General features: G+C 58.2%; 24 protein-coding genes. 12 read left to right on the top strand and 12 right to left on the bottom strand.

Annotated elements, in window-relative coordinates; all coding sequences use genetic code 11:
* Positions 1-119 precede the first annotated feature (119 nt).
* Together IU397_RS16625 and IU397_RS16620 are read right to left on the bottom strand one after the other, a co-directional pair.
* Complete coding sequence (locus tag IU397_RS16625; protein WP_204415894.1) at positions 120-1,073, bottom strand: glycosyltransferase family 2 protein; 954 nt, start codon at positions 1,071-1,073, stop codon at positions 120-122.
* Positions 1,074-1,136: 63 nt separating this feature from the next.
* On the bottom strand, positions 1,137-1,448 hold the full coding sequence (locus tag IU397_RS16620) for a DUF6476 family protein (protein WP_204415893.1): 312 nt from the start codon (positions 1,446-1,448) through the stop codon (positions 1,137-1,139).
* Here IU397_RS16620 and IU397_RS16615 point away from each other — a divergent pair.
* Together IU397_RS16615 and rpoH are read left to right on the top strand one after the other, a co-directional pair.
* Entirely contained in the window at positions 1,447-2,478 is a 1,032-nt protein-coding gene (locus IU397_RS16615; RefSeq protein WP_204415892.1) for an RluA family pseudouridine synthase, read from the top strand. The genes IU397_RS16620 and IU397_RS16615 overlap by 2 nt on opposite strands.
* 211 nt (positions 2,479-2,689) lie before the next feature.
* Positions 2,690-3,583: an RNA polymerase sigma factor RpoH gene (gene rpoH / locus IU397_RS16610; protein ID WP_204415891.1), complete on the top strand. Its 894-nt coding sequence runs from the start codon at positions 2,690-2,692 to the stop codon at positions 3,581-3,583.
* A 58-nt stretch (positions 3,584-3,641) separates the two neighbouring features.
* On the opposite strand, the gene IU397_RS16605 is transcribed toward rpoH, so the two are convergent.
* Together IU397_RS16605 and IU397_RS16600 are read right to left on the bottom strand one after the other, a co-directional pair.
* Positions 3,642-4,412, bottom strand: coding sequence for an isocitrate lyase/phosphoenolpyruvate mutase family protein (locus IU397_RS16605; RefSeq protein WP_204415890.1), 771 nt, complete (start codon positions 4,410-4,412; stop codon positions 3,642-3,644).
* 1 nt (position 4,413) lies between these two features.
* Positions 4,414-5,472 carry a bifunctional transcriptional activator/DNA repair enzyme AdaA gene (locus IU397_RS16600; RefSeq protein ID WP_204415889.1) on the bottom strand — a complete coding sequence of 353 codons (1,059 nt, stop codon included), beginning with the start codon at positions 5,470-5,472 and terminating at the stop codon, positions 4,414-4,416.
* A gap of 335 nt (positions 5,473-5,807) precedes the next feature.
* On the opposite strand from IU397_RS16600, the gene IU397_RS23980 reads away from it, so the two are divergent.
* Complete coding sequence (locus tag IU397_RS23980; RefSeq protein WP_204415981.1) at positions 5,808-6,023, top strand: Gfo/Idh/MocA family oxidoreductase; 216 nt, start codon at positions 5,808-5,810, stop codon at positions 6,021-6,023.
* On the opposite strand, the gene IU397_RS16590 is transcribed toward IU397_RS23980, so the two are convergent.
* The 3 genes from IU397_RS16590 to IU397_RS16580 all read right to left on the bottom strand — a co-directional run bounded on the left by IU397_RS16590 (position 5,973) and on the right by IU397_RS16580 (position 8,951).
* Positions 5,973-6,449 (bottom strand): hypothetical protein, encoded by a 477-nt coding sequence (locus tag IU397_RS16590; RefSeq protein WP_204415888.1) that lies wholly within the window; start codon positions 6,447-6,449, stop codon positions 5,973-5,975. The genes IU397_RS23980 and IU397_RS16590 overlap by 51 nt on opposite strands.
* A gap of 410 nt (positions 6,450-6,859) precedes the next feature.
* Positions 6,860-7,012: a hypothetical protein gene (locus IU397_RS16585; protein WP_204415887.1), complete on the bottom strand. Its 153-nt coding sequence runs from the start codon at positions 7,010-7,012 to the stop codon at positions 6,860-6,862.
* Positions 7,013-7,124: 112 nt separating this feature from the next.
* On the bottom strand, positions 7,125-8,951 hold the full coding sequence (locus IU397_RS16580) for a M3 family oligoendopeptidase (protein ID WP_204415886.1): 1,827 nt from the start codon (positions 8,949-8,951) through the stop codon (positions 7,125-7,127).
* Positions 8,952-9,079: 128 nt separating this feature from the next.
* Between IU397_RS16580 and IU397_RS16575 the strand changes: the two genes are divergently transcribed.
* Positions 9,080-9,559, top strand: a complete 480-nt coding sequence (locus IU397_RS16575; RefSeq protein ID WP_204415885.1) for a hypothetical protein — start codon at positions 9,080-9,082, stop codon at positions 9,557-9,559.
* 6 nt (positions 9,560-9,565) lie between these two features.
* Here IU397_RS16575 and IU397_RS16570 read toward each other — a convergent pair whose 3' ends face one another.
* The 3 genes from IU397_RS16570 to IU397_RS16560 are packed head-to-tail and all read right to left on the bottom strand — an operon-like array spanning position 9,566 to position 12,559.
* Entirely contained in the window at positions 9,566-10,228 is a 663-nt protein-coding gene (locus tag IU397_RS16570; protein ID WP_204415884.1) for a TadE/TadG family type IV pilus assembly protein, read from the bottom strand.
* A complete protein-coding gene (locus tag IU397_RS16565; protein WP_204415883.1) occupies positions 10,225-10,764 on the bottom strand; it encodes a TadE/TadG family type IV pilus assembly protein in 540 nt (179 codons plus the stop codon). The genes IU397_RS16570 and IU397_RS16565 overlap by 4 nt, the downstream gene beginning before the upstream one ends.
* Positions 10,765-10,768: 4 nt before the next feature.
* Positions 10,769-12,559 carry a Tad domain-containing protein gene (locus IU397_RS16560; protein ID WP_204415881.1) on the bottom strand — a complete coding sequence of 597 codons (1,791 nt, stop codon included), beginning with the start codon at positions 12,557-12,559 and terminating at the stop codon, positions 10,769-10,771.
* Between the two features lie 300 nt (positions 12,560-12,859).
* On the opposite strand from IU397_RS16560, the gene IU397_RS16555 reads away from it, so the two are divergent.
* From IU397_RS16555 to IU397_RS16540, 4 genes are all read left to right on the top strand, one after another.
* Positions 12,860-14,290, top strand: a complete 1,431-nt coding sequence (locus IU397_RS16555; protein WP_204415979.1) for a Glu/Leu/Phe/Val dehydrogenase — start codon at positions 12,860-12,862, stop codon at positions 14,288-14,290.
* Between the two features lie 134 nt (positions 14,291-14,424).
* Entirely contained in the window at positions 14,425-15,024 is a 600-nt protein-coding gene (locus IU397_RS16550; protein WP_204415879.1) for a hypothetical protein, read from the top strand.
* On the top strand, positions 15,002-15,796 hold the full coding sequence (locus IU397_RS16545; protein WP_204415877.1) for a hypothetical protein: 795 nt from the start codon (positions 15,002-15,004) through the stop codon (positions 15,794-15,796). Before IU397_RS16550 ends, IU397_RS16545 begins: the two co-directional genes overlap by 23 nt.
* Positions 15,796-16,806, top strand: a complete 1,011-nt coding sequence (locus tag IU397_RS16540; protein WP_204415875.1) for a hypothetical protein — start codon at positions 15,796-15,798, stop codon at positions 16,804-16,806. The genes IU397_RS16545 and IU397_RS16540 overlap by 1 nt, the downstream gene beginning before the upstream one ends.
* A 116-nt stretch (positions 16,807-16,922) precedes the next feature.
* Here the strand turns inward: IU397_RS16540 and IU397_RS16535 are convergent, their stop codons facing one another.
* Positions 16,923-17,606: a GntR family transcriptional regulator gene (locus tag IU397_RS16535; protein WP_204415873.1), complete on the bottom strand. Its 684-nt coding sequence runs from the start codon at positions 17,604-17,606 to the stop codon at positions 16,923-16,925.
* 87 nt (positions 17,607-17,693) lie between these two features.
* A complete protein-coding gene (locus IU397_RS16530) occupies positions 17,694-18,944 on the bottom strand; it encodes an enolase C-terminal domain-like protein (RefSeq protein ID WP_204415871.1) in 1,251 nt (416 codons plus the stop codon).
* 141 nt (positions 18,945-19,085) lie between these two features.
* Between IU397_RS16530 and IU397_RS16525 the strand changes: the two genes are divergently transcribed.
* From IU397_RS16525 to IU397_RS16510, 4 genes are read left to right on the top strand one after another with little or no spacing between them, the layout of a single operon-like run.
* Positions 19,086-20,189, top strand: a complete 1,104-nt coding sequence (locus IU397_RS16525; protein WP_204415869.1) for an ABC transporter ATP-binding protein — start codon at positions 19,086-19,088, stop codon at positions 20,187-20,189.
* A complete protein-coding gene (locus IU397_RS16520) occupies positions 20,186-21,142 on the top strand; it encodes a sugar ABC transporter permease (RefSeq protein ID WP_204415867.1) in 957 nt (318 codons plus the stop codon). The genes IU397_RS16525 and IU397_RS16520 overlap by 4 nt, the downstream gene beginning before the upstream one ends.
* 22 nt (positions 21,143-21,164) lie before the next feature.
* A complete protein-coding gene (locus IU397_RS16515; protein WP_239479878.1) occupies positions 21,165-22,037 on the top strand; it encodes a carbohydrate ABC transporter permease in 873 nt (290 codons plus the stop codon).
* A 32-nt stretch (positions 22,038-22,069) separates the two neighbouring features.
* A complete protein-coding gene (locus tag IU397_RS16510) occupies positions 22,070-23,620 on the top strand; it encodes an extracellular solute-binding protein (RefSeq protein WP_239479877.1) in 1,551 nt (516 codons plus the stop codon).
* The last annotated feature ends 11 nt before the right edge of the window (positions 23,621-23,631 follow it).

Here is a 23,631-nt window from a genome sequence, read left to right as displayed (position 1 = left end):
TGACCTGCTTGTGCTGCCTACGTTCCGCATAGCAAAGCAACCGAATATGGCACCTAAAGGCGGCAAAAGGGGTCAATTCGGGGCAGATCCGGGCGGGATTGGCCCATTATACAGGCCGTCTACATCGTCGTCTCGGTGCGGGACTGGTGCCCCATCCCAATCTCGCCAAAGACGTCGCGGCGAAACGCACAGCCCAAAAGCCGCAACGCCGCAAACTGAAACGACGACAGGCCATAGAGCTTGCGAAACAGGCGGCGAAAGGCATCGGTGCCTTCCGCCCCGGCCCGTTCCACCGTGGCCATCTGCCGCCGCCGCGCGGGGGAGAGGGTGATATAGATCGCCTCCCCCGAATGCCTGCGCCGCCACTTCTCTCGCCAGTGATCCAGACCGATCGCATCGAAATGACCCAGATAAATATGATGAAAGTCGGGCCCGATCTCGGGCGCCCACAGGCCAACCATCTGGGAGCCAAGCCGCGCCTGGTGACAGGTCAACCCGTCGATCTTTGCTCCTTTACGGATGAATTGCTTGCCTTCCGCATGTCCGATCAGGCCGCGCCAAGAGAAAAAGCTGTAATACCGCAGATAGATCAGGCGCCGCAGCGGCGCCCATTTTGACGGGAGCGCGCATCGAAAGGCCGTGCTTGAAAATGGGTCATTCGACCTGTCGGCGCGGCACCAGACCGCCTCTGCCGTCGGCAGGCGGATCACGTCATGGCCCGTCGGGATCGCGGCCAGAAAATCGGCAATCGGCCGGTCCCCAAAGACATATTCATCCGCATCAACGAAAAGCATCCAATCGGTCTGCAGCGTTTTGAACGCATGGTAGGCCACGTCCCACTGACGCTCCTCGACCGAGCTGCGCCGTTTGACACCGATCTTTTGCCATAACTGATCGTCACAGGCCGTGATCTCCACCCGATCCGTGGCCAGATCCCGCAAGGCGACCGGATCGCCGTCAAAAAACAGACGGATCTTTGCCGCCCCCGCCCGCAAATAATATTCAATGAAACGCGCCGCGATATCGCGCGGCTCTCGCATCATCACGACGACCGTGAAATCGGTTTCTGTCATAATCGCACCTTGTCAAACCCCTGCGGGATCTACGTGCCGGGGCGCGAAACTATTTTCACAAAATCAGTCTGTCTGCGGTCGGATGGTAATTTCTTGGCGCATCGCGCCGGTCTGGCGGTCAAAGATCAGGATCTGATTCTGTGCCGTCACGACAGCGTACCAATCCGGACCGGTCGTGAAGGCTGTAGCCGTGGCGCCGTCCGGTAGCGTGATTGTGTCTGGCAGCGGCACGCTTTGCACCCCGGGAAACCGGGTGATAAAGAGCACAACCAGCGTTACCATCCCAAGGGCCATGATGGCCGTCAGGCCGGTGACCAGAACCTTGAGAAAGCGAAGGGTGCCCGGTGTGGGGCCATCGTCCGGAGTGTCTGCCATGCCGCCCCCTTGTCGCATCGTCACAATCGTGATCGGGCCGCACCCGCCCGCGCGCCTTGATAAGGCGCTGGCGCGGGATGTGCCAGAGGCGGCAGCGCTGAGCCGGACCCGCTTGGCACGGTTGATTGAAGACGGCGTGGTCACGCGCGCCGGGGTTGCGCTAACCGATTGCAAGATCCGGGTGAACGAAGCCGACGTGATCGAGATTGCCGTACCCGGCGCCGCGGAGGTTGAGACCGTGGCCGAGGCCATGGATCTGGAGATCGTGCATGAAGACCCCGACCTGCTGGTGGTGAACAAGCCCGCGGGGATGGTGGTGCATCCGGCGCCAGGCTCCCCCTCCGGCACGTTGGTCAACGGGCTGCTGCACCATTTCGGCGGGGATCTGAGCGGGATCGGCGGGGAAAAGCGCCCCGGCATCGTCCACCGGATCGACAAGGATACCAGCGGCCTGTTGGTTGTGGCCAAATCGGATGCGGCCCATCACGGTCTGACTGACCAGTTTGCCGCCCACACGGTCGACCGCGAATATCTGGCGGTCGTGAATGGCGTGCCGGAGGCCGCCGATCCCCGCATCCGCGGCCTGCGCGGCACCCATTGGGAAAGCGGGGATATGTTGCGGGTCACCACGCAACTGGCCCGCCACAAAACCGACCGGCAGCGGCAGGCTGTGCTGTGGACGGGCGGGCGGCATGCCGTGACGCGGCTGCGTGTGGTCGCGCGGTTCGGCACGCCTGCTGTGGCCGCATTGGTGGCGTGTCGGTTGGAAACCGGGCGCACCCATCAGATCCGCGTTCACCTGGCCCATATCGGCCACGGCCTGATTGGCGATCCGGTCTATGGCGGGCGGCGCAAGCTGTCGGCCAAGGCAGTGGGGGCTGCGGGCGTTACGGCTGCCGCAGGGTTTGCCCGTCAGGCGCTGCATGCCGCATCGCTTGGGTTCATCCACCCGGTCAGTGGTGCGGCAATGGCGTTTGAGGCGGCATTGCCCCGGGATATGGACGATTTGATCGCCGCCCTGGCCGATTAAACGTCTGGCGATCTGCTGACGTGACCGCGGGCAGCCCCCTGCCCGTTTGGTCATCTTTCGCACAATCTCGCGCGGCCCTGAAACATTCAGGGTTTCTTCAGGATTTCTGAGCATTGCATACCGTAAGATGCCGAAAGTTACGACACGTAACTTGAACGGCGCAGTTCAGTTACCTAGCTAATAGTTAACGAAGAAAGTAAGGAGGGATCAGATGGGTAATTATTCGACACTTCCCGCCCCCACACCCGAAGGCGGATTATCCCGCTATATGCAACAGATCCGCCGGTTCCCCATGCTGGAGCCCGAGCAGGAATATATGCTGGCCAAGGCCTGGGTTGAGCGTGAGGATACCGACGCCGCCCACCAGATGGTGACCAGCCACCTGCGTTTGGCCGCCAAGATTGCCATGGGCTATCGTGGCTATGGCCTGCCCCAGGCCGAGGTGATTTCCGAGGCGAATGTCGGCTTGATGCAGGCCGTCAAGCGGTTTGACCCGGAAAAGGGCTTTCGCCTGGCCACTTATGCGATGTGGTGGATCCGCGCCTCGATCCAGGAATATATCCTGCGTTCGTGGAGCCTGGTGAAACTGGGCACGACCAGCGCGCAAAAGAAGCTGTTTTTCAACCTACGCAAGGCCAAGAACCGCATAGGCGCATTGGAAGACGGGGATTTGCGGCCCGAACATGTGCAAAAGATCGCCAACGATCTGAACGTGACCGAGCAGGAAGTGATCTCCATGAACCGGCGGTTGTCGGGTGGGGATGCGTCCCTGAATGCGACCGTCGGATCAGACGGGGATACGACAACCCAGTGGCAGGATTGGCTGGAAGATGAAGATGCCGATCAGGCCGGCGCCTATGAAGAGGCCGACGAGTTGACCGTGCGCCGCGAACTGCTGGCCAACGCCATGGATGTGTTGAACGAGCGGGAACGCAACATTCTGGAGCAGCGCCGCCTGCGCGATAACCCGATGACGCTGGAAGAGCTGAGCGGGGAATATGATGTCAGCCGCGAGCGCATTCGCCAGATCGAGGTGCGCGCCTTTGAAAAGCTGCAGAAACGGATGCGGGACCTCGCCTCTGAAAAGGGCATGGCGGTCGCCTGACAAAGATTGGCTGGGCCGGTCGGATCATCCTCGACAATGTGATCGGCCCATCGGGCTGTCAGGACATGCCCAACGCTGCCTTTGCATCGGCTTCCAAGGTCTTCATCGCCGATCTGAATGGTCCGGGGCCAAAACTGACCCGTGACACGCCCAGGCTGGCCAGGGTCGCGATATCCGATGTCTTTGGGCCCTTCATGACGTTGACCGGCAGACCCGCTGTTTCGCACAAAGCGGCGATCAGGCGGTCATCCGTCAAACCGGGCGCGAAAAAGCAGCTTGCCCCGGCCCCCTGATAGGCAGAGGCGCGGGTCAGGGCATCCCCCATCAGACCGGCATGTTTGGCCGGATCCGGCTCTTTCAAAAACAGGTCGGTGCGTGCATTCAAAACCAGCGGAACACCCTGCCCGTCCGCAGCCAGCCGAATGGCTGCAATGCGGGCGACCTGTTCATCAATGCTGTGCAACCCCGTACCGCCCACAACCTGATCCTCAAAGTTGATCCCGGCGGCGCCGGTTTGCATCAGGCGAACCACATTATCGGCGCAACCCTGTGGATCGGTCGCATAGGCACCTTCGAAATCCACCGTGACAGGCACATCGCTGACCCGGGTGATCTGCGTGACCAACAGGATCAACATCTCAATCGGCAGGGTCTGCCCATCGTCAAAGCCCTGCGCCCCGGCCACGGACCAGCTGCCTGTGGCAACCGCGCGGGCGCCTGCCGCCTGGACCGCACGGGCGCTGCCCGCATCCCAGATGTTGTACAAAACGAGCGGATCGCCTTTGACATGGAGGGCGGACAGCGCTTCGGCATTTTCTTTCAAAGTCATCTCAGGGGGCCTTTTGCGTGGTGAATGTGCGTTCGTGATCATTGAGCCAGCGTTTGCGCCACAGCCCACCGCCATAACCCGTGAGCGTGCCATCCGTTCCAATGACGCGGTGACAGGGAATAACGATGGCAATCTGATTGGCACCATTGGCGCGGGCCACCGCACGGGTGGCGGTGGGTTGGCCAATGGCCTGGGCCAGTTCGGCATAGCTGCAGGTTTGCCCTGCCGGGATCTGCCGCAAAGCATCCCAGACGGTGCGGTTAAAAGGCGTACCCGACAGGGCCAGTGGGGTATCAAAGGCGGCAGAGCGCCCGGCAAAATACGCCTCCAACTCACCCGCGATCTGATCGGTCGGGCCAAATCGCCCGACCCCGATCTTGGTGCGATTGCGGGTTTGCAAGGTGGCCAATTCGGTGCGCAGCGCCTTGCGCCCATGAAATTCCAATACATGCAGCGCATGGCGGTCGCTAACGGCAATCATCGCCCCAAGCGGCGTGTCGATCCAATCGGCCTTGAGCATCGCATCGTCCCGCAAGCTGCCCGGCGGCACCCCCAGCATCTGGGCGAACGCCGCGCGAAAACCGCTGGCGGAACTGAACCCGGCATCCAATTGTGCATCGATCACCCGCCCACCTTCGGTCAGCGCCTCGGCCCCCAGGCGCAGGCGGGTTAATCGCGCCATATCCAAAAAGGTCATCCCGAATTGACGCTTGAACACCCGCCGCACCGTTGACGGATCATGGCCGCGGGCGGCGATGTCGCCCTCGCGCCAGCGATGGGCCGGGTTCTCCTGCAAAGCCCCGATCAGATCAGTGACCACGGGCTGATCGGAAACGGCCAGGGGCTGACACCGCTTGCAGGGGCGAAACCCGGCCTCCATGCAGGCAGCAACGGTTTCATGGAAAACGCTGTTTTCGCGCTTTGGTTTGCGCGCCGGACATGTCAGCCGGCAAAAAACGCCCGTGGTCGTGACGCCCACATAGGCACGCCCGTCATAACTCGGGTCGCGATCCAAAAGCGCCTGATAGAGCGTGTCATCACTGGGCAAGACAAACAGCATGGCCAGACCTTAACGCGCGCGCGGGATGCCGTCCGCCGGAAAACGGGCAGCTATTTCGGGATTTTCCGGTTGGGGGCGGTCAACCGCTTGGATAGCCTGCCGCAAACGCAAGGGGGACGGCATGACACGGACAATCCGCTGGGGCATTTTGGGTGCAGCCAAATTTGCGCGGTAGCATATGCCCCCGCCATTCACACGGCAAAAGATGCTGATCTTGTTGCACTTGCCACGTCAAACCCAGAGAATATCGCTGGCGTTAAGGCCTTTCGACCCGATCTGCGGATCCATGGCAGCTATGATGCCCTGTCGGCCAACGCGGGGTCGATGCGGTCTACATCCCCCTGCCGAACCATCTGCATGCGGGCTGGACGTTCAAGGCGCTGGAGGCAGGCAAACACGTGCTTTGCGAAAAACCGGTCGCCCTGGAGGCATCGCGGCTGGAGGCGCGTTCCGCCTCCGAACAATGTCATGGGCTTTGCAGCCAGGCTGAAAGTGGATCGTTAAGGTTGGATCGTCAGCGGCCCGGTGCAGGCGTCGTCCCGCCCATCTAGGCAAGCCAGATCCGTTTCATAGGCTGCACGCACGTCGTCGGGTGCCGCCGCAGTCAGACCTGTTGCAGCAATTAGAATATCGCGGCCCATGGCGCGGGCGATGGCATCAGCCTCCCCTCTTGAAGGCTGCGGGTTCGATGCATCGGCCACAGCGCCAATACGGGCGCGTGCGCAGTTATGAACGCGCTCCAGAGTGGCGGCGAACAGGGCAGCCTCGCACCAAAGCTTGACCTGTGGGCCAAACGGACCGTCAGCGCCCGCCTTCGCCTGCTCGGTCATCTGCGCCGCAGCTTGGACATCGCTGGCAGGTTCAGTGCCCGCAATGATGATTGAATTGCGCAGATCACCCAGCGCTTGGGCCGCCAGCGGGGCTGCCAAAACTGCCAGACCCAAGGCAACGCTACTTAACTTCAATCGTCCCGACATTCTTGGTCCCTCCCGCACGGCACAGCATCAGCGCTGCACATAGCCCATCCTATTTCGCCTGCGCGTTCACTGTGACGCAACCAGCGCTCACCCTGCCCACATCAAGATATCTGTCATTGCCCGGCCTGGCCTCGCCCTTACCGATATGGAACCAAGTCAGCGCCAGCCTGGCATTTTTGACAGATAGGACTGGCCCAGCGAATGGGGAAAATCCGGTATCTGCACATCATGGACCCCGTTGGGGATCGGGTTTGTTAGGTCGGTGATGGACCCGATGACATCGGAACCAAATTTCAGCTCGGATTTCGCGATATCGAAAACCAGGCTGGCAGCCGGACTATAACTTGGCCGACTCCCCAACCAGGACGTGGTGCCGGATTTCTGCGAAACCGAGGCTACCTTACCCTCGTTTACGCCTTCTCCATGATCTTGAAATGGTCGCGTCCGCCACTGCGCCCGGTGAAGTCTACCTTCAGGTGTTTAGGAAGCGAAATGATCGTGCCGCCGGACAGCTTTACGCGCAGCCAGCCGGTCGAGTCGGTGGTTATTGCCTTATTGGCCATGGGTGTCTCCAAAGAAAAAATTGTGGCAAAATCTATTGGAAGCGAACTACAAGGATGGGCAAACTATACAACCTGCTCAGTTGTTTATCTTAAAAACTACCATTGCGAGGGATCAGCGCTCCATCGCCTCAAGCTCGTCAATGAAGCCAGAGATCATGGACAGGCCCTTGTCCCAGAACTTGGGATCACTGGCATCCAGGCCAAAGGGGGCCAACAGTTCTTTGTGGTGCTTGGATCCACCGGCTTTCAGCATCTCGAAATACTTGTCCTGAAAATCCGGATCGCCCTCTTCATAGACCGCGTAAAGCGCATTCACCAATCCATCGCCAAATGCATAGGCGTACACATAGAACGGCGAATGGACGAAATGCGGTATGTAGGACCAAAACGTCTCATACCCTTCCATGAAGGTAAAGACGGGGCCAAGGCTTTCGGCCTGCACACTCATCCACAGAGCGTTGATATCCTCGACCGTCAGTTCGGATTTGCCGCGGGCCTCATGCAACTTGCATTCGAAATCATAGAATGCGATCTGGCGCACGACCGTGTTGATCATATCCTCAACCTTGCCCGCCAACAGGACCTTGCGCTGGTCATCATCGGCGGCGTTGTCGAGCAGCTTGCGGAAGGTCAGCATTTCACCAAACACGCTGGCCGTTTCGGCCAGGGTCAGCGGGGTTGAGCTCAGCAATTCGCCTTGCCCTGCCGCCAACACCTGATGCACACCATGGCCCAGCTCATGGGCCAGGGTCATCACGTCGCGTGGTTTGCCCAGGTAGTTGAGCATCACGTAGGGATGAACATCGGCCACGGTCGGATGGGCAAAGGCCCCGGGGGCTTTACCCGGCTTCACGCCCGCATCGATCCACCCTTTGGTAAAGAAAGGCTGCGCGATGTCGGCCATCTGTGGTGAAAATGCCGAATAAGCTTCCAACACGGTCTTTTGCGCATCTTCCCAACCGACGATGGTATCGTCATCCATGGGCAGCGGCGCGTTGCGGTCCCAAACTTGCAGCTCGTCCAGCCCCATCCATTTGGCCTTCAGCGCGTAATAGCGATGCGACAGTTTGGGATAGGCGGCGACCACGGCATCCCGCAGCGCCTCGACCACTTCCGGCTCGACCTGGTTGGACAGGTGGCGACCGGTCTGGGGTGTGGGCATGCCGCGCCAACGATCCTCGATCTCTTTCTCCTTGGCCAATGTGTTATGCACGCGGCTGAACAGGCGCACATTCTCCCCAAAGACACGCGCGAGTTCGCGGGCGGCAGCCTCTCGCACGTCGCGGTCCTTGTCGGTCAACAAGGTCGTTGCCGCCTCAAGGCTCAACGTTTCACCGTTGACGTCAAAGGTCAGCGCGGCGACCGTTTCATCGAACAATCGGTTCCACGCGGCGGATCCCACGGTGCTTTGGTCGTGTAGGAATTTTTCAAGTTCATCCGACAATTGATAGGGCTTTAGCGCCCGCAATTTATCAAAAATCGGTTTATAGCGCGCCAGATCATCATCGGCCCGGAACAGACCCATCAGATGATCATCCTCGATCCGATTGATCTCAAGGCTGAAGAACACCAGCGCAGTCGTAAAAACGGTCAACCGTTCCTGACAATTGCCCATGAACTGCGCGCGTTCCCCATCAGCGGTATCTTGATAATAGCGTAACCCCGCAAACGACATGACACGCCCGGCAATCATATCGATCTTTTCGTAGCGCAGCACACAATCCAACATGCCCTTTGCGTCCAGATCCGCCAGCTTGCCTTCGAAATCGCGGGCGAAATCCGAACAGGCCTTTTCCAGCCAATCCAGATCGCGCTTCAATTCCGGCGCATCCGGCCCGGAATACAAATCTGTCAGATCCCATTCCGGCAAATCGCCCAGACTGTCGGCCCCTCCCCCGGGTTGAGCGTCAAAGGTGCGGATATCGGGGGACAAAATCATCGGGATCGCCTTTGGTTGGGTCACGGTACAGCAACACATAGGATGTGGGTGGGGGTTGGTTCAAGCGGTGCTTGAACACGCCGTAGCAACGGGCCTAATGCAAGGGGATCACATGACGGGAGCCCGGAATGACTGAAACAGTGCTGGCCCGCGTTTCGCCCGCCCCGGCGCGGCGATGGTTTGCCATTGCCGTCTTGGGGTCGTTGGGCGGGTTGATCCTGTGGCTGGCCTTGGATCTGGGGGAGGCTGGCCTGATACAGCGCAGTGTGCTGGCATTGTTTGGCTGTGCCGTCCTAGCCTTTGGGTACCGGCTGTGGGCCGCGACGCGGCAGGGGTTGGTTCTGACAAAGGACGCGTTGATCACCACAAACGGCGACGTCCTGGCGCAGGTCCAACAGATTAAAAGGGTGGAACGTGGCGCCTTTGCCTTCAAACCGTCGAACGGTTTTCTGGTTGTGACCAACACAACCGCACCATCTGTTTGGGCTCCAGGCCTGTGGTGGCGGTTCGGCCGACGGATTGGGGTGGGTGGTGTCTGCGGTGCCGGCCAGACCAAAGCCATGGCCGACATTCTTGCTGCAGAGATTGCAGACGACCCCAGCGCCTGATCAAACTTAGCCCGGCGTGTCGCGATCGGGGTCGTCATCGCTGGGGGCGTCGGCCGGTGGCGGCATACCGAACGGGCATTCAAATTCGCCCGGACCCTGTTCCCAGCAAATGTAGGGGGGGATGAACCGTGCCCGGGTAACAGCCAGGTTGTCGATGCTCAGCGCGGGGAACCCAACATTGAAGATCGGTTCATAGGCCATCGCGATTTCCACCACCAATAGCGAGTCGCCTTTTGGGAAAACCGGAAGGCGGCTCCGCAAATCGTTGATGTTTGCGTCAGTCCAGGCATTGATATTGTTGCCCCGAACCTGCGACCAGACCACGTCATACACCATTGATCCGGGTTCAGAGTCCTTGCATGTCGCCGCTTCCGCGCATTGAACCAACGTGACCCGCAATCTTGTAGGATGGTTTGAGTTGGTCAGGAAATTCAGCAACCGGTGCATCGTATCAAGATACGTGTCGTTGATTGCACCTTCACGGCCAATGGCATCCGCAATCGTGTAAACGGCCTTGAGGTTGGTATTCTTGGCCTTGAACGCATCGAAATAGATGTAAGTCGACATCATCGCGAGCGCCAACATCGGGAACATCAAGACCGACTCAACGGAGATGGAACCCTGGGTGGATTTGCAGAAACCGGACAAGTATTTAAGGCAGCGGATCATAGCGGTTCGCTCACATAAGCAGACATGGAAATCAAAGCGTATTCACCATCAGCATCCCCACCTGCCAACTGAAAACCCAACCCCGTGGTTGGCGCAAGCGGCGTGAACAAGACACACGCCCGCAACAACATCAGGTCATTCTCAGCCCCCACGTCGTAGCGGACAACCGGCTGGACATCCAATCTACGGTCGATGCATTGCGCCTGTTCGCCGCCAGACAATCCGACGCGCGGATCGATGCGTTTCATTTCAAGCCGCAAGCTCGAGAGACAATTGGGGATCAGACCTGCACCATCGCAAATCATCACCTTCAATTCATCATAGCTTGGCGTGCTCCCCGTGCTCAGGCGCACTTCCCGAACCGCAAGGTCCAGACCGCGCTCCAACATCGTCGCACGGATCTGCATGAGACCAGCCTCGAACGCAGAGACAAACAAGAGCATGAAGGCCGGGAATACGATCACGAACTCAATCGAGGCCGATCCCTTTGTCTGCCGCCCGAACCGGCGCAGATGCCGTGCAAACGATTTAAACATGGGTTTACTGTGTCAACTTCAATTGGTTGATATTACGGGCGATCGTTTCGAACGCGACCTTCACTTCGTCACCTTCCACCTCGAAAAAGTTCGTGGCAGGCGAAGCACATTTCCGCATCAGGTCTTTACCGTCTGGCGGAGCTTCAAAGGCGACCGCGTAGATCACGATCCCGGCGTCCTGCGCCTCTTTACACAGGTCCTCGGTCTGATCGTCCAACTCGCCGTAGAGGTTGTAGGTCTCTACAGGTGACCGGTAGCCATTGGCCCAACGGTCGCTTGGGAAGATTTCGTTCGAGATGTAGGAAACTGTGCGGCTTCCGTAGAGCGTGGGATAAGACAGCCGTGTCTGATTGGCGTCTTCTTCTAGGAATTCCAAAGGTGACTTTCCACCCAGATCCTCTTCGAAGAAATAGTAGATACGCTCATTGATGCCGTCACCAGGCACGTTGATACCGGGCGCATAGTACCAGTCATAGAAGGTGTAATCCTCGTCCGCAATCTCAGGAAACATCTCTCTGATGTTAACGGCATAGGCTTTGATGTCGTCACCCGTACCACCATTGCCATCGTTCAAGATCCGCTCGGAAAAATAGACGGGGGACGGGCCGCGCTTGAGGTCAAGTTCACCCGTTGCATCACCATTCCTCAGGTCAAACTGGCGTGTATTGCGACCATCCGTCATCAAAACCATGATTTTGATGTTCTTCACCTTCTTCGTCGCACTTGGATACGGGAAGTAGTCATACGGCTTTGGCAGATCTGCCGCATTCACGTCGAGCAGGTTTGGAACGCCGGGCGTGCTATCATCGGTGATGATGTCCTGGACAATACCATTCGTGGATGGGTCCAGCATTGCCACACCAAACTTTGCGCCCAAGGAAATGGCCGTCCAGCTATACGGATCAGCTTCCAGATCATCTTCGATATATGTCCGCAGTTTTACGGGATCATATTCGTGCATCAGGATCGCATTTGTATTGTCTGTCGGGCATTGCGGCTGCGGAAGGTCGTTGTAGGACCGGTACTTCCGCCGATTGCCAGAATGTGTGACGCGGTCATAGTGGGCAATCCGCTCCAACTCCAAGTCTTCATCCCATGTGACCGTCTCGAAAACAGAGCTGGGCAGACGAACACACCATGAAAAGTTGTGGGTGTCTTCAACATTGAAGTAGGGGCCGAAGTTTGGACCAAGGTTAACCTGGTCATTGTAGGGGATCATGGAAATCGTCGGGCGCTCTGACGGGGGGGCCAAGGGCTCTGGGTAAACCGTGTCGATGAAGATCTTTGCCGCTTCCTTGAGCTTGCCCTCCCGACCGTTCCGGGTCATCGACCCTGACATGTCAAGCACCATCGCGATCTCGATCTCGCCCACGTCCTGACGGGCCGTGCCGAGCGTGGTCAGCTCCAACTCATCGACGCCAGACCACTGCATGAAGGTGGTGACCACCCGTGCCTCAGCCTTGGCCGACACCGTCCGGCTGGTTGCCGTCGGCGTTACCTTAACATCTTTCAGAAACTGGGAGACGATCGCCTTCTTGAAATAGTCATTTACGACGAATTCAGGATCCTGACTGTTGTTCAGGTTGGCAGCAGCCAACGTCGCAGCGTCCGTTGTATTCTGCAATTGTGTGCGCAAGTTCTCATAGCGCATCAAATCGAATGCGATACCACCAATCATTAACATGGCGATCAGCATATACAGGCTGAATACGATCATACCGCCGTCTTCATCGCGTGCGAAAAAACGCGCGTCTTGAGCGCTTAAGCGCTTAAACTCTTTTAACCGGATGGTCATGCAGACACCCTTATTGTATTTCGTGATCCCAGCCCGGACAGATAATCCGGTTGGCTTGATCAAGGCCAGAAAAATAGGGCGGAATTGGGGCCGGGGTGGGTCAACCCACCGGTATTGTCGCGATGGCAAACGCATTTACCGTGTTTTCGAAGTACCGTTCAATTTGCCGCAACAGTCACGGCCACGATCTCATCTCTGCTTAATTACTTAGCAACGAATCAACGTGCTCACTACGGTCCAAAGGGCGGTGACCCGCACCGCGCCAGGGACAGTGCCAAAAAAGGGAGCACACCGATGCAGATGCAAGCCATTCAGGAGCCGAGCTTTCGGGAGAGTGTTGAACTGATGTTCAACCGGGCCGTCGCGCTGATGGAGCTGCCCCCGGGCCTCGAAGAAAAGATACGCGTGTGCAACGCCACATATACCGTGCGCTTTGGCGTCCGGTTGCGCGGTGAACTCAAGACATTCACCGGATATCGCTCTGTCCATTCCGAACATATGGAACCCGTCAAAGGCGGCATTCGTTTTGCTACGGGCGTTAACCAGGACGAGGTAGAGGCGCTCGCGGCCCTCATGACCTTCAAATGCGCCCTTGTTGAGACACCGTTTGGCGGCTCCAAAGGGGGTCTGTGCATCGACCCGCGCGAATATGACGAACATGAGATGGAGCAGATCACCCGCCGATTTGCCTATGAGCTGATCAAGCGCGATCTGATCAATCCGTCCCAGAACGTCCCTGCCCCCGACATGGGCACGGGCGAGCGCGAAATGGCATGGATGGTCGATCAGTACATGCGCATGAACACAACCGACATCAACGCGCGGGCATGCGTCACCGGCAAACCCCTGAATGCCGGAGGTATCGCTGGCCGGGTCGAGGCGACGGGCCGCGGCGTCCAGTACGCCTTGCAGGAATTTTTCCGCAATATCGATGACGTGCACGAGGCGGGGCTGGACGGCTCGCTCCATGGCAAGCGTGTCGTTGTCCAGGGCCTTGGCAATGTGGGATATCACGCCGCCAAGTTCCTATCGGAAGAGGATGGCTGCAAGGTCACCGGCATCATCGAACGCGATGGCGCAGTGGTCGATGACACCGGGCTGGATGTCGACGCCTTGCGTAACTGGATCGGGCGCCATGGCGGCGTCAAAGGGTTTCCCGACGGTACCTATGTTGAAAACGGGGCCGCGGTGCTGGAGCATGATTGCGACATTCTGGTTCCCGCCGCACTTGAAGGCGTCATCCATCGCGGCAATGCCGACCAGGTCAAGGCACCCCTGATTATCGAGGCCGCAAATGGCCCCGTCACGGCCGGCGCAGATGAGATCCTGCGCAACAAGGGCACAATCATCATCCCTGACATGTATGCCAATGCGGGCGGTGTGACGGTCAGCTATTTCGAATGGGTCAAGAACCTCAGCCATATCCGGTTTGGCCGGATGCAGCGCCGCCAGGAAGAAGCCCGCCACCAGCTGATCGTGGACGAGCTTGAACGCCTGAGCGCCGATACCGGCATCGGCTGGCAGCTGACCCCGAACTTCAAGGACAAATACCTGAAGGGCGCGGGCGAGCTTGAACTGGTCCGCTCCGGCCTCGATGACACCATGCGCACGGCCTACCAATCCATGCGGGAGGTCTGGCGCGGACGCGACGATGTCACCGACCTGCGCACCGCGGCCTACCTTGTCGCCATCGACCGCGTCGCCACAAGCTACCAAGCCAAAGGTCTATGACCCGACGCAGCCAGGGTCTGCCCCGCTTTGATCTACGCAAAGGTCAAAGCGCCCTCGCTGAACGCGCTGCAGAGCGTGACGACCAACACAACGCCGCGGCGATCCTGGCTGCAGCGCCTACGATACTTGATGTCATGCATGCAGAAATACAGGACTTGCGCGACCTGTGCACTCGCGCACGTCAGTGGGCATGGAGCGTCGATGTCAAAGGGCCGCGCGATGTCAGGCGCATCGCTATTTTATGGGCATGGCTTGGCGTCCACCCGGATGCCGACCCGCGTTTCGCTGATGTTTTGGGTCCAAGCCGGATCAGGAAGCTGTACCAAGATGACCCTGATCCGTGGGGGACTCTGGCCAGCGAGGTCTACCAAACCTATCTCGAAACCGCGCCCGACCAGTCGATCCGGCTCAACGTCGCGCGCAACATCCTGGCAAATCCCAATCCCGATGACACCGATATTCTTTTGGCTGATCTACTCAGCCTGTCCCCTATCGATTGCGACTTGGCGGAGATACTAAACGCCGCGCATCAAGCCAGTATGCCATATCCAACAGCGCCAAGCCACCGCCTCCTTGCCGTGTTGCAAGGACCCTTTTGGCACCAAAATCCGCTCAATAGCTGGCTGATTTGCAAAGTTGAGAGGGCCCCGATTGAACCTGAGACACTTCACGAATATCTATCACACCAGGTAAGTCTCGCGGAGACACAGGATGAACACACCGGTCGCCCCTAGCGGCTTTGCTACGGCTCAGGCTCAAGCGGATACTGCCGCAAATCTGAGCACTAATGAAGAGCTCTGCGAGGCCTGCAATATCTATTGTGACCCAGCTGTTGTGGCCCCCTTCCGGGCCGGCCTGCCGACAAAGCGAGTCCGGGTTCAAATCGCTCCCAGTGACACCCGCAACAAACAAGGCTGGGTGACATATCAGACCCAGAAATGCGGCCCGCTCGAATACAATATCTATGATCCGGGATGGATCGGTTGGGCTGTGCAACACCTCACCTACGAGATGGATCCGCGCAGCTCCATTTGGGCGGACGGTCTGACGGTCGGGCCACCCCCTGCCGCCAGGCAACAATACCGGTTCGGTTGCTGTCTGCTTGAAGCCAAATACTCCCAACCTGTCGCAGGACAGGCACTCTACATCAGCCGCCGCACTTTTGTCAGTACACGGCAGCAAAAATGGTGGCTGCGCGCCGCGTATCAACGCTACCGCGATGGGATCATGCTCCAAAACTTCCTGCGCCGCCGCACGTTGCGAAAACCGCGCCGTCCCATGACGTTCGCGGCCTATGCGGGTCGCAAATGGTATGCGGCACGCGTCAAAGCCGTCGCCCAACTGGCCGCCTATGCCGCCTTTTGCCGAAGCCCGGATAATCCCTACAACATCTTTGTCGTTATCTGCGGCCAGCGGTCTTTTGTACGCAGTTACTTTTTGCCGATCACACCCGGGCCCGGCCTGGTCGCCCATAGCCCGCTGGGCGCCGAGAACTGGATAAGCTAGTGGCCTTTGCAACCGCGATTTACGTCATTATCGAAGATGAAGCGCATGAAGATCCGGCGCACACGATTCTGCCTGAACTTCAGGAACGTGAGCAATTGGAGGAGGTCGCGCCCTCGGTCTGGCGCTCCGATCAAGGCTATGACCTGACGATCGTACCGTTGAACGTCGTGACTGAACAACGACCCTACCTTTTTGCTTATCCTACGCCCGAGGCGATGGCCGCACATCTTGGGAAAATGACCCAACGCTATGGTGGGCTGATGCTGACATCCGACCCTGATACCATGGGACGCGACACGGTCATCGCGCTGACGGATGATGAAGGCCTCATCTCAGAAATGCGGGCAGCCGGCTTTACGGCCTTTGCCGTGCGGGACGCGATGATAACCGATAGTTCGGGATTTCTCACCACAGTATCGGCGATGAAGACGGACGGCCTACAAATCGCAGTGGAGCAAGAAGACGCCATGTTCAGCGACGGCAATGATGTCAGCAGCACAACCCGCGCCGTGCCGGCTCCATTGCAATTGACGGCCGCGGAACCCGTGCCGGTGGCGCTGGGCTACACCTATCTGGTGGGCACGTCCGAGGGTGATATTGCCGCCCTGGTCGACCTGATAATGGCCCGGAACGGAGCTAAAAATTTTGAGGTTATGCGCGACGACAAATCTGGGGGATTCGTGGCCGCGCAATACAGCACCGGCGACATGACGCTTGACATCGAAGGGTCAGATCTCGGCGACTGGCCCTATCTCGATTTCCCAGCCAAGGCACTGGTCGAGGTCTCGCAATCCTTCGCGGCCTTTGACGATGTCGATCCGGAAACAACCCAGGTCTTTGATCCGGCCGTCCGGGAGCTCGCCGCCGCCTTTGGCCTCTGTCTGGTGGTGGAGGTGGCCTTCGATGCCGTATCGGGACGGTTAAGCGGTTACCGCCGCGACGACAATGCGAGGCTGGTGCCCGTCGATCTGGCGCTACCGGACGTCGAAGACGAGGAAGACAATCTTTAACGGATCGTTACAGCGGCGCGCAGATCGTATGTATGGTGTGTGTATGGGATGTGCATGCTTTCTGCATCGCCTGTGATGACCGCTTTGGGCGATGTTCGAGCGGCCATGGTCCCCGGTTACGGATCAAAATAGTTGGGGTTAAGGGTCGAGATCGCCTCGATCGTCGAATCCAGCCGCGATAGATGCAGCATACCCGCGGTAACCGCGCCGTCTTCATCGTGGTTTTGAATGCAGCGACTGATTTCCGTATGATCTTCAAGCAGTTGCTCCATCCGGTCCTCCTTGGACAGGCTCAGCAGGCACAACCGATCAACATTCGCCTTTTCGGAGGAGATCACCTCGAACGCGAAATCCACCTGCGCGACCTGGCACAGGGTGCGGTGAAACTCATAATCCAGCGCGCCGAACCGTTCATAATCGGGGGCCTCGACCGCCAGCTTCTGCTGCGCCAGCGCCGCCTGCATCAGCGCCACACCCGCCGCGTCGCAGGCCCGCGCAGCACGCCGCAAAACCTCGGCCTCGACGGCGGCGCGCACGAACCGGGACTTGGTGATTTCCCTGGATGAAAACCGCTTAACCTCGGTCGCCCGCTGGGGCCGGATCAGCAAAAGGTCGAGGTTCTCCAACCGACTGAACGCATCGCGAACGGGCTGGCGGGAAACGTTGAACTGCGACGCGACCTCCGCCTCTGAGATCTTGTCACCGGGCAGCAGTTGCAAGGACACGATCGCATCATAAAGGTGGTCGAATATCACGTCGACACTGGTCCGGCGTTCTCTGACTTGGGTTATCGGTGCCATATCATCCAACCTTGATTACACGCACAGTTCCAAAGATATGGCCAGATTTCGGCAAGCCGGGCCATCTTTTATACATCTGGGTACGACCTACCATCGGGGGACCTTGCGGACATAATCGGGAATGTATTTCAACATTTCATCCGTGTCATCGCGATCCACAACCATAGCTTGATTGTACAGATCATGTAGGTCGGCCACTGCCCCATGGTCAAGCTCCACCCCCAGGCCTGGACCATCGGGAACAGGCAAGGCGCCGTCTTGGAATTGCGGACGCCCGCCCGTTACGATGTCCTTGGTCGACCAGGGATAATGCGTGTCGCAGTCATAGGTCAGATTGGGCGTGGCCGCTGCGACATGGCACATGGCCGCGAGCGAGATGCCCAGATGCGAGTTTGAATGCATGGACACGCCGAGCCCTGCCGCCCGGCACATCGCGCCCAACTGGATCGCCCCCGTCGCCCCACGCCAATAATGGTGATCGGACAGGATAATCTGGATGGCGTCTGCCTTGACGGCCTGAATAATCTGCTCGAACTCCACGACCACCAGATTGGTCGCCAGCGGCATATCGATCTGCGCCGAAAGCGCGGCCATGGCCTCCATGCCACGGCACGGATCTTCGAGGTATTCCAGCACGCCATCCAGCTGCGTCACGACCCGCTTTGCGGTGGACACAGTCCAGGCGCCCATCGGGTCGATGCGGAGGGGATGGTCCGGGAAAGCCTCCCGCAGTTTCAGCATGGTCTCGACCTCTAGATCGGGGTCAAGCACACCGCCTTTGAGCTTCCAGGACTGAAATCCGTACCGGTCCGAAAAGTCTCTGGCCTGCCCCACCAGCGCATCCGGTGTCATGACCTCACCCATGATATCCGGGCCAAAAGTGAGGTCCTGCTTGGCAAATTTGTAAAAGAGGTAGCCGCCAAAGCGGATCTGTTTTCGAACAGCCCCTCCCAGCAGATCGTAGAGCGGTCGCCCCACCTCCTTGCCGCGAATGTCCAGCATTGCGATCTCAAACGCGCCGTAGACCACATCGACCAGTTTGTGATCGGCCAAGGCCGTTGGCCCATTGACCCCGCCCACATCAGGTAGTGCCGCTTCGACCCGGCGCCGCAAGTCAGACAGATCATAGGGATCGAGCCCCTCCAAAGTTGACGCCACGTTTTCGAGACCGGTGAGCGTTCGTGTTGCACCATAGGTCTCACTCAGTCCCGTCAGACCGGTATCTGTAGTAAGTTCGAGTATGGCGCGTAAAAACACCTGCTGATGCACGCCTTTGGTGTTGGCAAGAGGCACGTCCGGAACCGCGATAGGGGTGATCTTGACGTCAGTGATCCTCATTCAGGGTCTTCCAATTGGGGGCGCGAAATCTGTTGCCTCGTTTTTAATACTAGTATACCAATTTTTAAAAAGCGAGATAAAAGTCAGGGATTTCCTTTCTGCACAGGCGCTTAGTCAGCAGAATCGAACTGGGGAGGATATATGTCCGGTGTTCAGCTAGACAGCATCGTCAAGGCCTATGGCGCTGTCGAAGTCGTCCATGGTATCGACCTCGCCGTGGCCGAGCAGGAATTCGTGGTGCTGGTCGGCCCTTCTGGATGCGGCAAGTCGACGACCTTGCGCATGATTGCGGGGCTGGAGGAAATCTCGGGCGGGACACTGACAATCGACGGAAAAGTCATGAACGCGGTGGCGCCCAAGGACCGCGATGTCGCCATGGTTTTCCAGAACTATGCGCTTTATCCCCATCTGGACGTGGCTGAAAACATCGCATTCGGTTTGCGCATCCGCCGGGAGGCCAAACAGCGCATTGCCGAAAGCATCACCGAAGTTGCGGAGATCCTGGGCCTGACACCCTACCTGGAACGACGACCCGCAGACCTGTCCGGGGGTCAGCGCCAACGGGTCGCCATGGGTCGCGCCATTGTGCGCAATCCGAAGGTGTTTCTGTTTGACGAACCTCTGTCGAACCTGGATGCCAAGCTGCGCACCCAAATGCGGGCCGAGATCAAGCGCCTGCACAAACGCCTGGGCGCCACCAGCATCTATGTGACCCATGATCAGGTCGAGGCGATGACGCTCGCTGATCGGATCGTCGTGATGCATGATGGCCGGATTGAACAGATCGGCACGCCGATGGAATTGTTCCTGAACCCGGTCAACACCTTTGTGGCCGGATTTCTGGGATCACCGCCTATGAACCAGGTGCGCGCGGTGGTCGAGGAAAACGGGGTTGGGCCGGTCGCGTCCTTTGGGGGGCAAAAGCTACCGCTTGCTCCGCTGCCGGACCTGAAAAGCCGGGTCGGTGCCGAGGTTGTTCTGGGTATCCGTCCGGAATATGTGACCGCGGTCACGGCGGATACGGCCGATCAGGTGAACATCGACATGGATCTGATCGAGACGCTGGGATCGGAGGCACTGCTCCATGCCTCCCTCGCCGACGAACCCTTTGTGATCAAGGCAGAGACCATTGGAAATGTCAGATCCCTGGAGACCGTGACCGGTTTCACCATCCAGCCGGATCTGATCCGCGTCTTTGATGGAGAGACCGGCCTGGCCCTCGGCGGACAGGATCGCGCGGCATGACGGATATCTCGGATCGCAAGCAATCGGTTGTCTTTCAGCCATCCCGAACCCAGCGGGTGATCGAAGCGTTAAAGCGGGATTGGCAGCTTTACCTGATGCTGGCGCCGACGATCATCTGGCTGCTGCTGTTTTTGTACAAACCTATGTACGGGCTGCAGATCGCGTTCAAGGATTACAGCGTCTTCCGCGGCATCGCAGGCAGCCCCTGGGTAGGCTTTGAACATTTTCAGACCCTGTTCGACAATGACCAATTTTTACGCGCGTTAAAAAACACGATTGTCATCAGTTTCTGGAGTCTTTTGGTGGGCTTTCCGGTGCCCATTCTGCTGGCGTTGATGTTCAACGAGATCTTGAACCAGACGTTCAAGAAAACCGCCCAAACAATTGTTTATCTGCCGCATTTCATATCATCCGTGATCATTGCGGGGATCGTGATCGCGTCCTTCTCCCCCTCCTCGGGAGTGGTGAACACGTTTTTGGGATGGTTCGGGGCGGATCCCGTTTACTTTCTGACCAAACCCGAATGGTTCAGACCGATCTTCATCGGTACGAATATCTGGCAGGAGGCCGGGTTCTCTTCGATCGTTTATCTGGCGGCCATCGCGGGGGTTTCCCCCACGCTTTACGAAAGTGCGGTGATCGATGGGGCCTCGCGCTGGCAGATGATGTGGAAGATCACAATCCCGTCGATCATGACCACGATCATCATCATGTTGATCATCCGCATTGGCAATATGCTGGAGGTCAGTTTTGAGATGATCATCCTGCTGTACCAGCCGGCCACCTATGAAACAGCCGACGTGGTCAACACCTTCATCTACCGCCAAGGCCTGCAAGGGGGGCAGTACGACTTGGCCGCTGCCGCCGGTCTGTTCAACGCGGTTGTCGCCTTCGTTCTGGTGATGAGCGCCAATGCGATCTCCAAGCGCTATTCGCGCACATCGCTTTGGTGAGAAAGGGCGGACGATGGCAAATATGAGATTATACAGCCGCGGCGACAAAACCTTTGTCATCCTGAACATGTTCCTGGTGGGGATGTTCACGCTGTCAACGCTCTACCCCTTTATCTATATCGCATCCCTGTCGATGAGTGCGGGGTTCGAGGCTCGGGCTGGCAATGTGGTTTTGGGCCCGGTTGGTTTGACACTCGACGCCTATCGGTGGGTCCTGTCAGAGCCGATGTTCTGGATTTCGTACCGCAATACGTTCATCTACACGATTGGCGGCACGCTGATGAGCCTGATCCTCATCATCCCAGGAGCCTATGCGCTATCGCGTCCACAGCTTTACGGGCGGCGCTTCTGGAACCTGATGGTGGCCTTCACCATGTGGTTTCACGCGGGGATGATCCCGTTTTTCCTGAACATGCGCGATCTGGGCCTGCTGGACAGCTATTTTGGCATCATCATCGGGTTCGCGGTCAACGGGTTCAACATTATTCTGCTGCGCAACTTCTTTGAGAACATACCGCAGAGTTTCGAGGAAGCCGCACGTATGGACGGTGCCAGCGAGTTTCAGATCCTGTGGAAGGTCTACGTCCCGTTGTCGAAACCGGCCATTGCGACGGTTGCCTTGTTCTGTCTGGTCTCGCGCTGGAACGGCTTTTTCTGGGCGATGGTTCTGTTGCAGGACGAACAAAAGATCCCGCTACAGGTCTATTTGCGCCAGACCATCGCGTATTTGTCGGATGATGAAGAGTTTTCATCAACGCTGATCAACCAGACCTATTCGGTGGAGACCGTTACGGCCGCGATCATCGTCTGTTCGATCATCCCCGTCCTGCTCGTTTACCCATTCCTGCAGAAATATTTCAACAAGGGCATCCTTCTGGGGGGTGTCAAAGAATGACGATATGCCAGCACGAAAAAGGGAGGAAGACCATGAAACACCTGACACTGACGGCGGCCCTGCTGATGGGGACGACCCTGACCGTACCCGCCTTTGCCGAGGGGCATCTGCCCATCGCGGAGGAGACGCTGGAGCTGACGGTGCATATGCACCACAAGCGCTATACCAGCTACGATGAAAGCTGGCCGGTTGAACAGGCCGCGCGCAAGATGACGAATATCCACTTAAAGGATGTCACCGTCGGCTCGAACACCGATAACAGCGAAGAGGCGATGAACCTTTTGCTGGCCACGGGCAAGATGCCCGATATCGTCGGCACCTCGCGGATCAAGGATGTCGTGTTCCAATACGGGCCCGAAGGCGCGTTCCTGCCGTTGAACGACCTGATTGACGAGCATGCCCCCAACATCAAAGCATTCTTTGATGAGCGGCCCGAGGTAAAGGCGGCTTTGCAGGCCTCGGACGGCAATCTGTATTACATCCCCTATCTGCCCGACGGGAAATACGGTCGGGCCTATTTCATCCGCTATGACTGGCTGGAGACCTTGGGGTTAGAGCTGCCAGAAACCGTTGAGGAGGTGAAGGCCGTTCTGGAAGCGTTCCGCGACAACGACCCCAACGGCAACGGCAAAAAAGACGAGATCCCCTATTTTGCCCGCCAGTGGGAAGAGCTGATCCGCTTGGTGACATTGTGGGACGGTCGCTCATCCGGGTCCGATACTTACCACGACTTTTTCGTGGATGACGGCCAGATCAAGCACCCCTATGCCCAGGAAGGTTACCGCGAAGGCATGAAGAACCTGGCCCAGTGGTATGCCGAAGGTCTGGTCGATGCGGAGGTCTTTACCCGCGGATCATCCGCACGCGAATACCTGTTGTCCGAAGACCTGGGCGGGATGACCCATGACTGGTTTGCCTCCACCGCCGGTTACAACACTGCGCTCGCGGACAAGGTTGAGGGTTTCTCGTTCAAGGCGTTCGCTCCTCCGGCCTCGATCTCAGGCAAGCGGATCGCAGAACACCGCCGCATCCCGATCAAACCCGACGGATGGGCCATCGGTTATTCCAACGATCATCCGGTCGAGACGATCAAGTATTTCGACTTTTGGTTTACCGAGGAAGGCCGCAACCTGGTCAATTTCGGGGTCGAGGGCGAGCAGTGGACCATGGTCGATGGCAAACCCACATTCACCGAGGAGTTCCTGACCAACGGTCGCCCCGTGAACTCCCAACTCTATGAGATCGGTGCGCAGCTCCATGCCCGGGGCTATTACCAAGACTACGCCTATGAAGAACAGTGGTCGAACGCGTTCGCCCTGGAAGGCATCGCCCTTTATGACGAAGGCGATTACCTGATCGATCAGTTCCTGGGCGTTGCGATGAATGCTGATGAACAAAAGATCTATGACAAGTACTGGTCGTCGATCCTAACGTATATGAAAGAGCGTCAGCAGGCTTGGATCCTGGGCACCGGTGATATCGAAACCGACTGGGACGACTATGTCGCCACCCTCGACAAGATGGGCTACAGCCAAGTGATCAAGGCGATGCAGTCCGCCTATGCCCGTCAATACGGAAACTAATCCAGCCTTTC

Origin of the sequence: Actibacterium sp. 188UL27-1 (assembly GCF_016901225.1) — a bacterium.
GTDB lineage: Bacteria > Pseudomonadota > Alphaproteobacteria > Rhodobacterales > Rhodobacteraceae > 188UL27-1.
This window is presented reverse-complemented; position numbering and strand designations above follow the sequence as displayed.

Excerpts from the sequence above, each read along its gene's own strand:
- IU397_RS16625 (WP_204415894.1), bottom strand. The coding sequence starts at position 1,073 with ATGACAGAAACCGATTTCACGGTCGTCGTGATGATGCGAGAGCCGCGC.
- IU397_RS16615 (WP_204415892.1), top strand. The coding sequence starts at position 1,447 with ATGCCGCCCCCTTGTCGCATCGTCACAATCGTGATCGGGCCGCACCCG.
- IU397_RS16620 (WP_204415893.1), bottom strand. The coding sequence starts at position 1,448 with ATGGCAGACACTCCGGACGATGGCCCCACACCGGGCACCCTTCGCTTT.
- rpoH (WP_204415891.1), top strand. The coding sequence starts at position 2,690 with ATGGGTAATTATTCGACACTTCCCGCCCCCACACCCGAAGGCGGATTA.
- IU397_RS16605 (WP_204415890.1), bottom strand. The coding sequence starts at position 4,412 with ATGACTTTGAAAGAAAATGCCGAAGCGCTGTCCGCCCTCCATGTCAAA.
- IU397_RS16600 (WP_204415889.1), bottom strand. The coding sequence starts at position 5,472 with ATGCTGTTTGTCTTGCCCAGTGATGACACGCTCTATCAGGCGCTTTTG.
- IU397_RS16590 (WP_204415888.1), bottom strand. The coding sequence starts at position 6,449 with ATGTCGGGACGATTGAAGTTAAGTAGCGTTGCCTTGGGTCTGGCAGTT.
- IU397_RS16585 (WP_204415887.1), bottom strand. The coding sequence starts at position 7,012 with ATGGCCAATAAGGCAATAACCACCGACTCGACCGGCTGGCTGCGCGTA.
- IU397_RS16580 (WP_204415886.1), bottom strand. The coding sequence starts at position 8,951 with ATGATTTTGTCCCCCGATATCCGCACCTTTGACGCTCAACCCGGGGGA.
- IU397_RS16575 (WP_204415885.1), top strand. The coding sequence starts at position 9,080 with ATGACTGAAACAGTGCTGGCCCGCGTTTCGCCCGCCCCGGCGCGGCGA.
- IU397_RS16570 (WP_204415884.1), bottom strand. The coding sequence starts at position 10,228 with ATGATCCGCTGCCTTAAATACTTGTCCGGTTTCTGCAAATCCACCCAG.
- IU397_RS16565 (WP_204415883.1), bottom strand. The coding sequence starts at position 10,764 with ATGTTTAAATCGTTTGCACGGCATCTGCGCCGGTTCGGGCGGCAGACA.
- IU397_RS16560 (WP_204415881.1), bottom strand. The coding sequence starts at position 12,559 with ATGACCATCCGGTTAAAAGAGTTTAAGCGCTTAAGCGCTCAAGACGCG.
- IU397_RS16555 (WP_204415979.1), top strand. The coding sequence starts at position 12,860 with ATGCAAGCCATTCAGGAGCCGAGCTTTCGGGAGAGTGTTGAACTGATG.
- IU397_RS16550 (WP_204415879.1), top strand. The coding sequence starts at position 14,425 with ATGCATGCAGAAATACAGGACTTGCGCGACCTGTGCACTCGCGCACGT.
- IU397_RS16545 (WP_204415877.1), top strand. The coding sequence starts at position 15,002 with ATGAACACACCGGTCGCCCCTAGCGGCTTTGCTACGGCTCAGGCTCAA.
- IU397_RS16535 (WP_204415873.1), bottom strand. The coding sequence starts at position 17,606 with ATGGCACCGATAACCCAAGTCAGAGAACGCCGGACCAGTGTCGACGTG.
- IU397_RS16530 (WP_204415871.1), bottom strand. The coding sequence starts at position 18,944 with ATGAGGATCACTGACGTCAAGATCACCCCTATCGCGGTTCCGGACGTG.
- IU397_RS16525 (WP_204415869.1), top strand. The coding sequence starts at position 19,086 with ATGTCCGGTGTTCAGCTAGACAGCATCGTCAAGGCCTATGGCGCTGTC.
- IU397_RS16520 (WP_204415867.1), top strand. The coding sequence starts at position 20,186 with ATGACGGATATCTCGGATCGCAAGCAATCGGTTGTCTTTCAGCCATCC.
- IU397_RS16515 (WP_239479878.1), top strand. The coding sequence starts at position 21,165 with ATGAGATTATACAGCCGCGGCGACAAAACCTTTGTCATCCTGAACATG.
- IU397_RS16510 (WP_239479877.1), top strand. The coding sequence starts at position 22,070 with ATGAAACACCTGACACTGACGGCGGCCCTGCTGATGGGGACGACCCTG.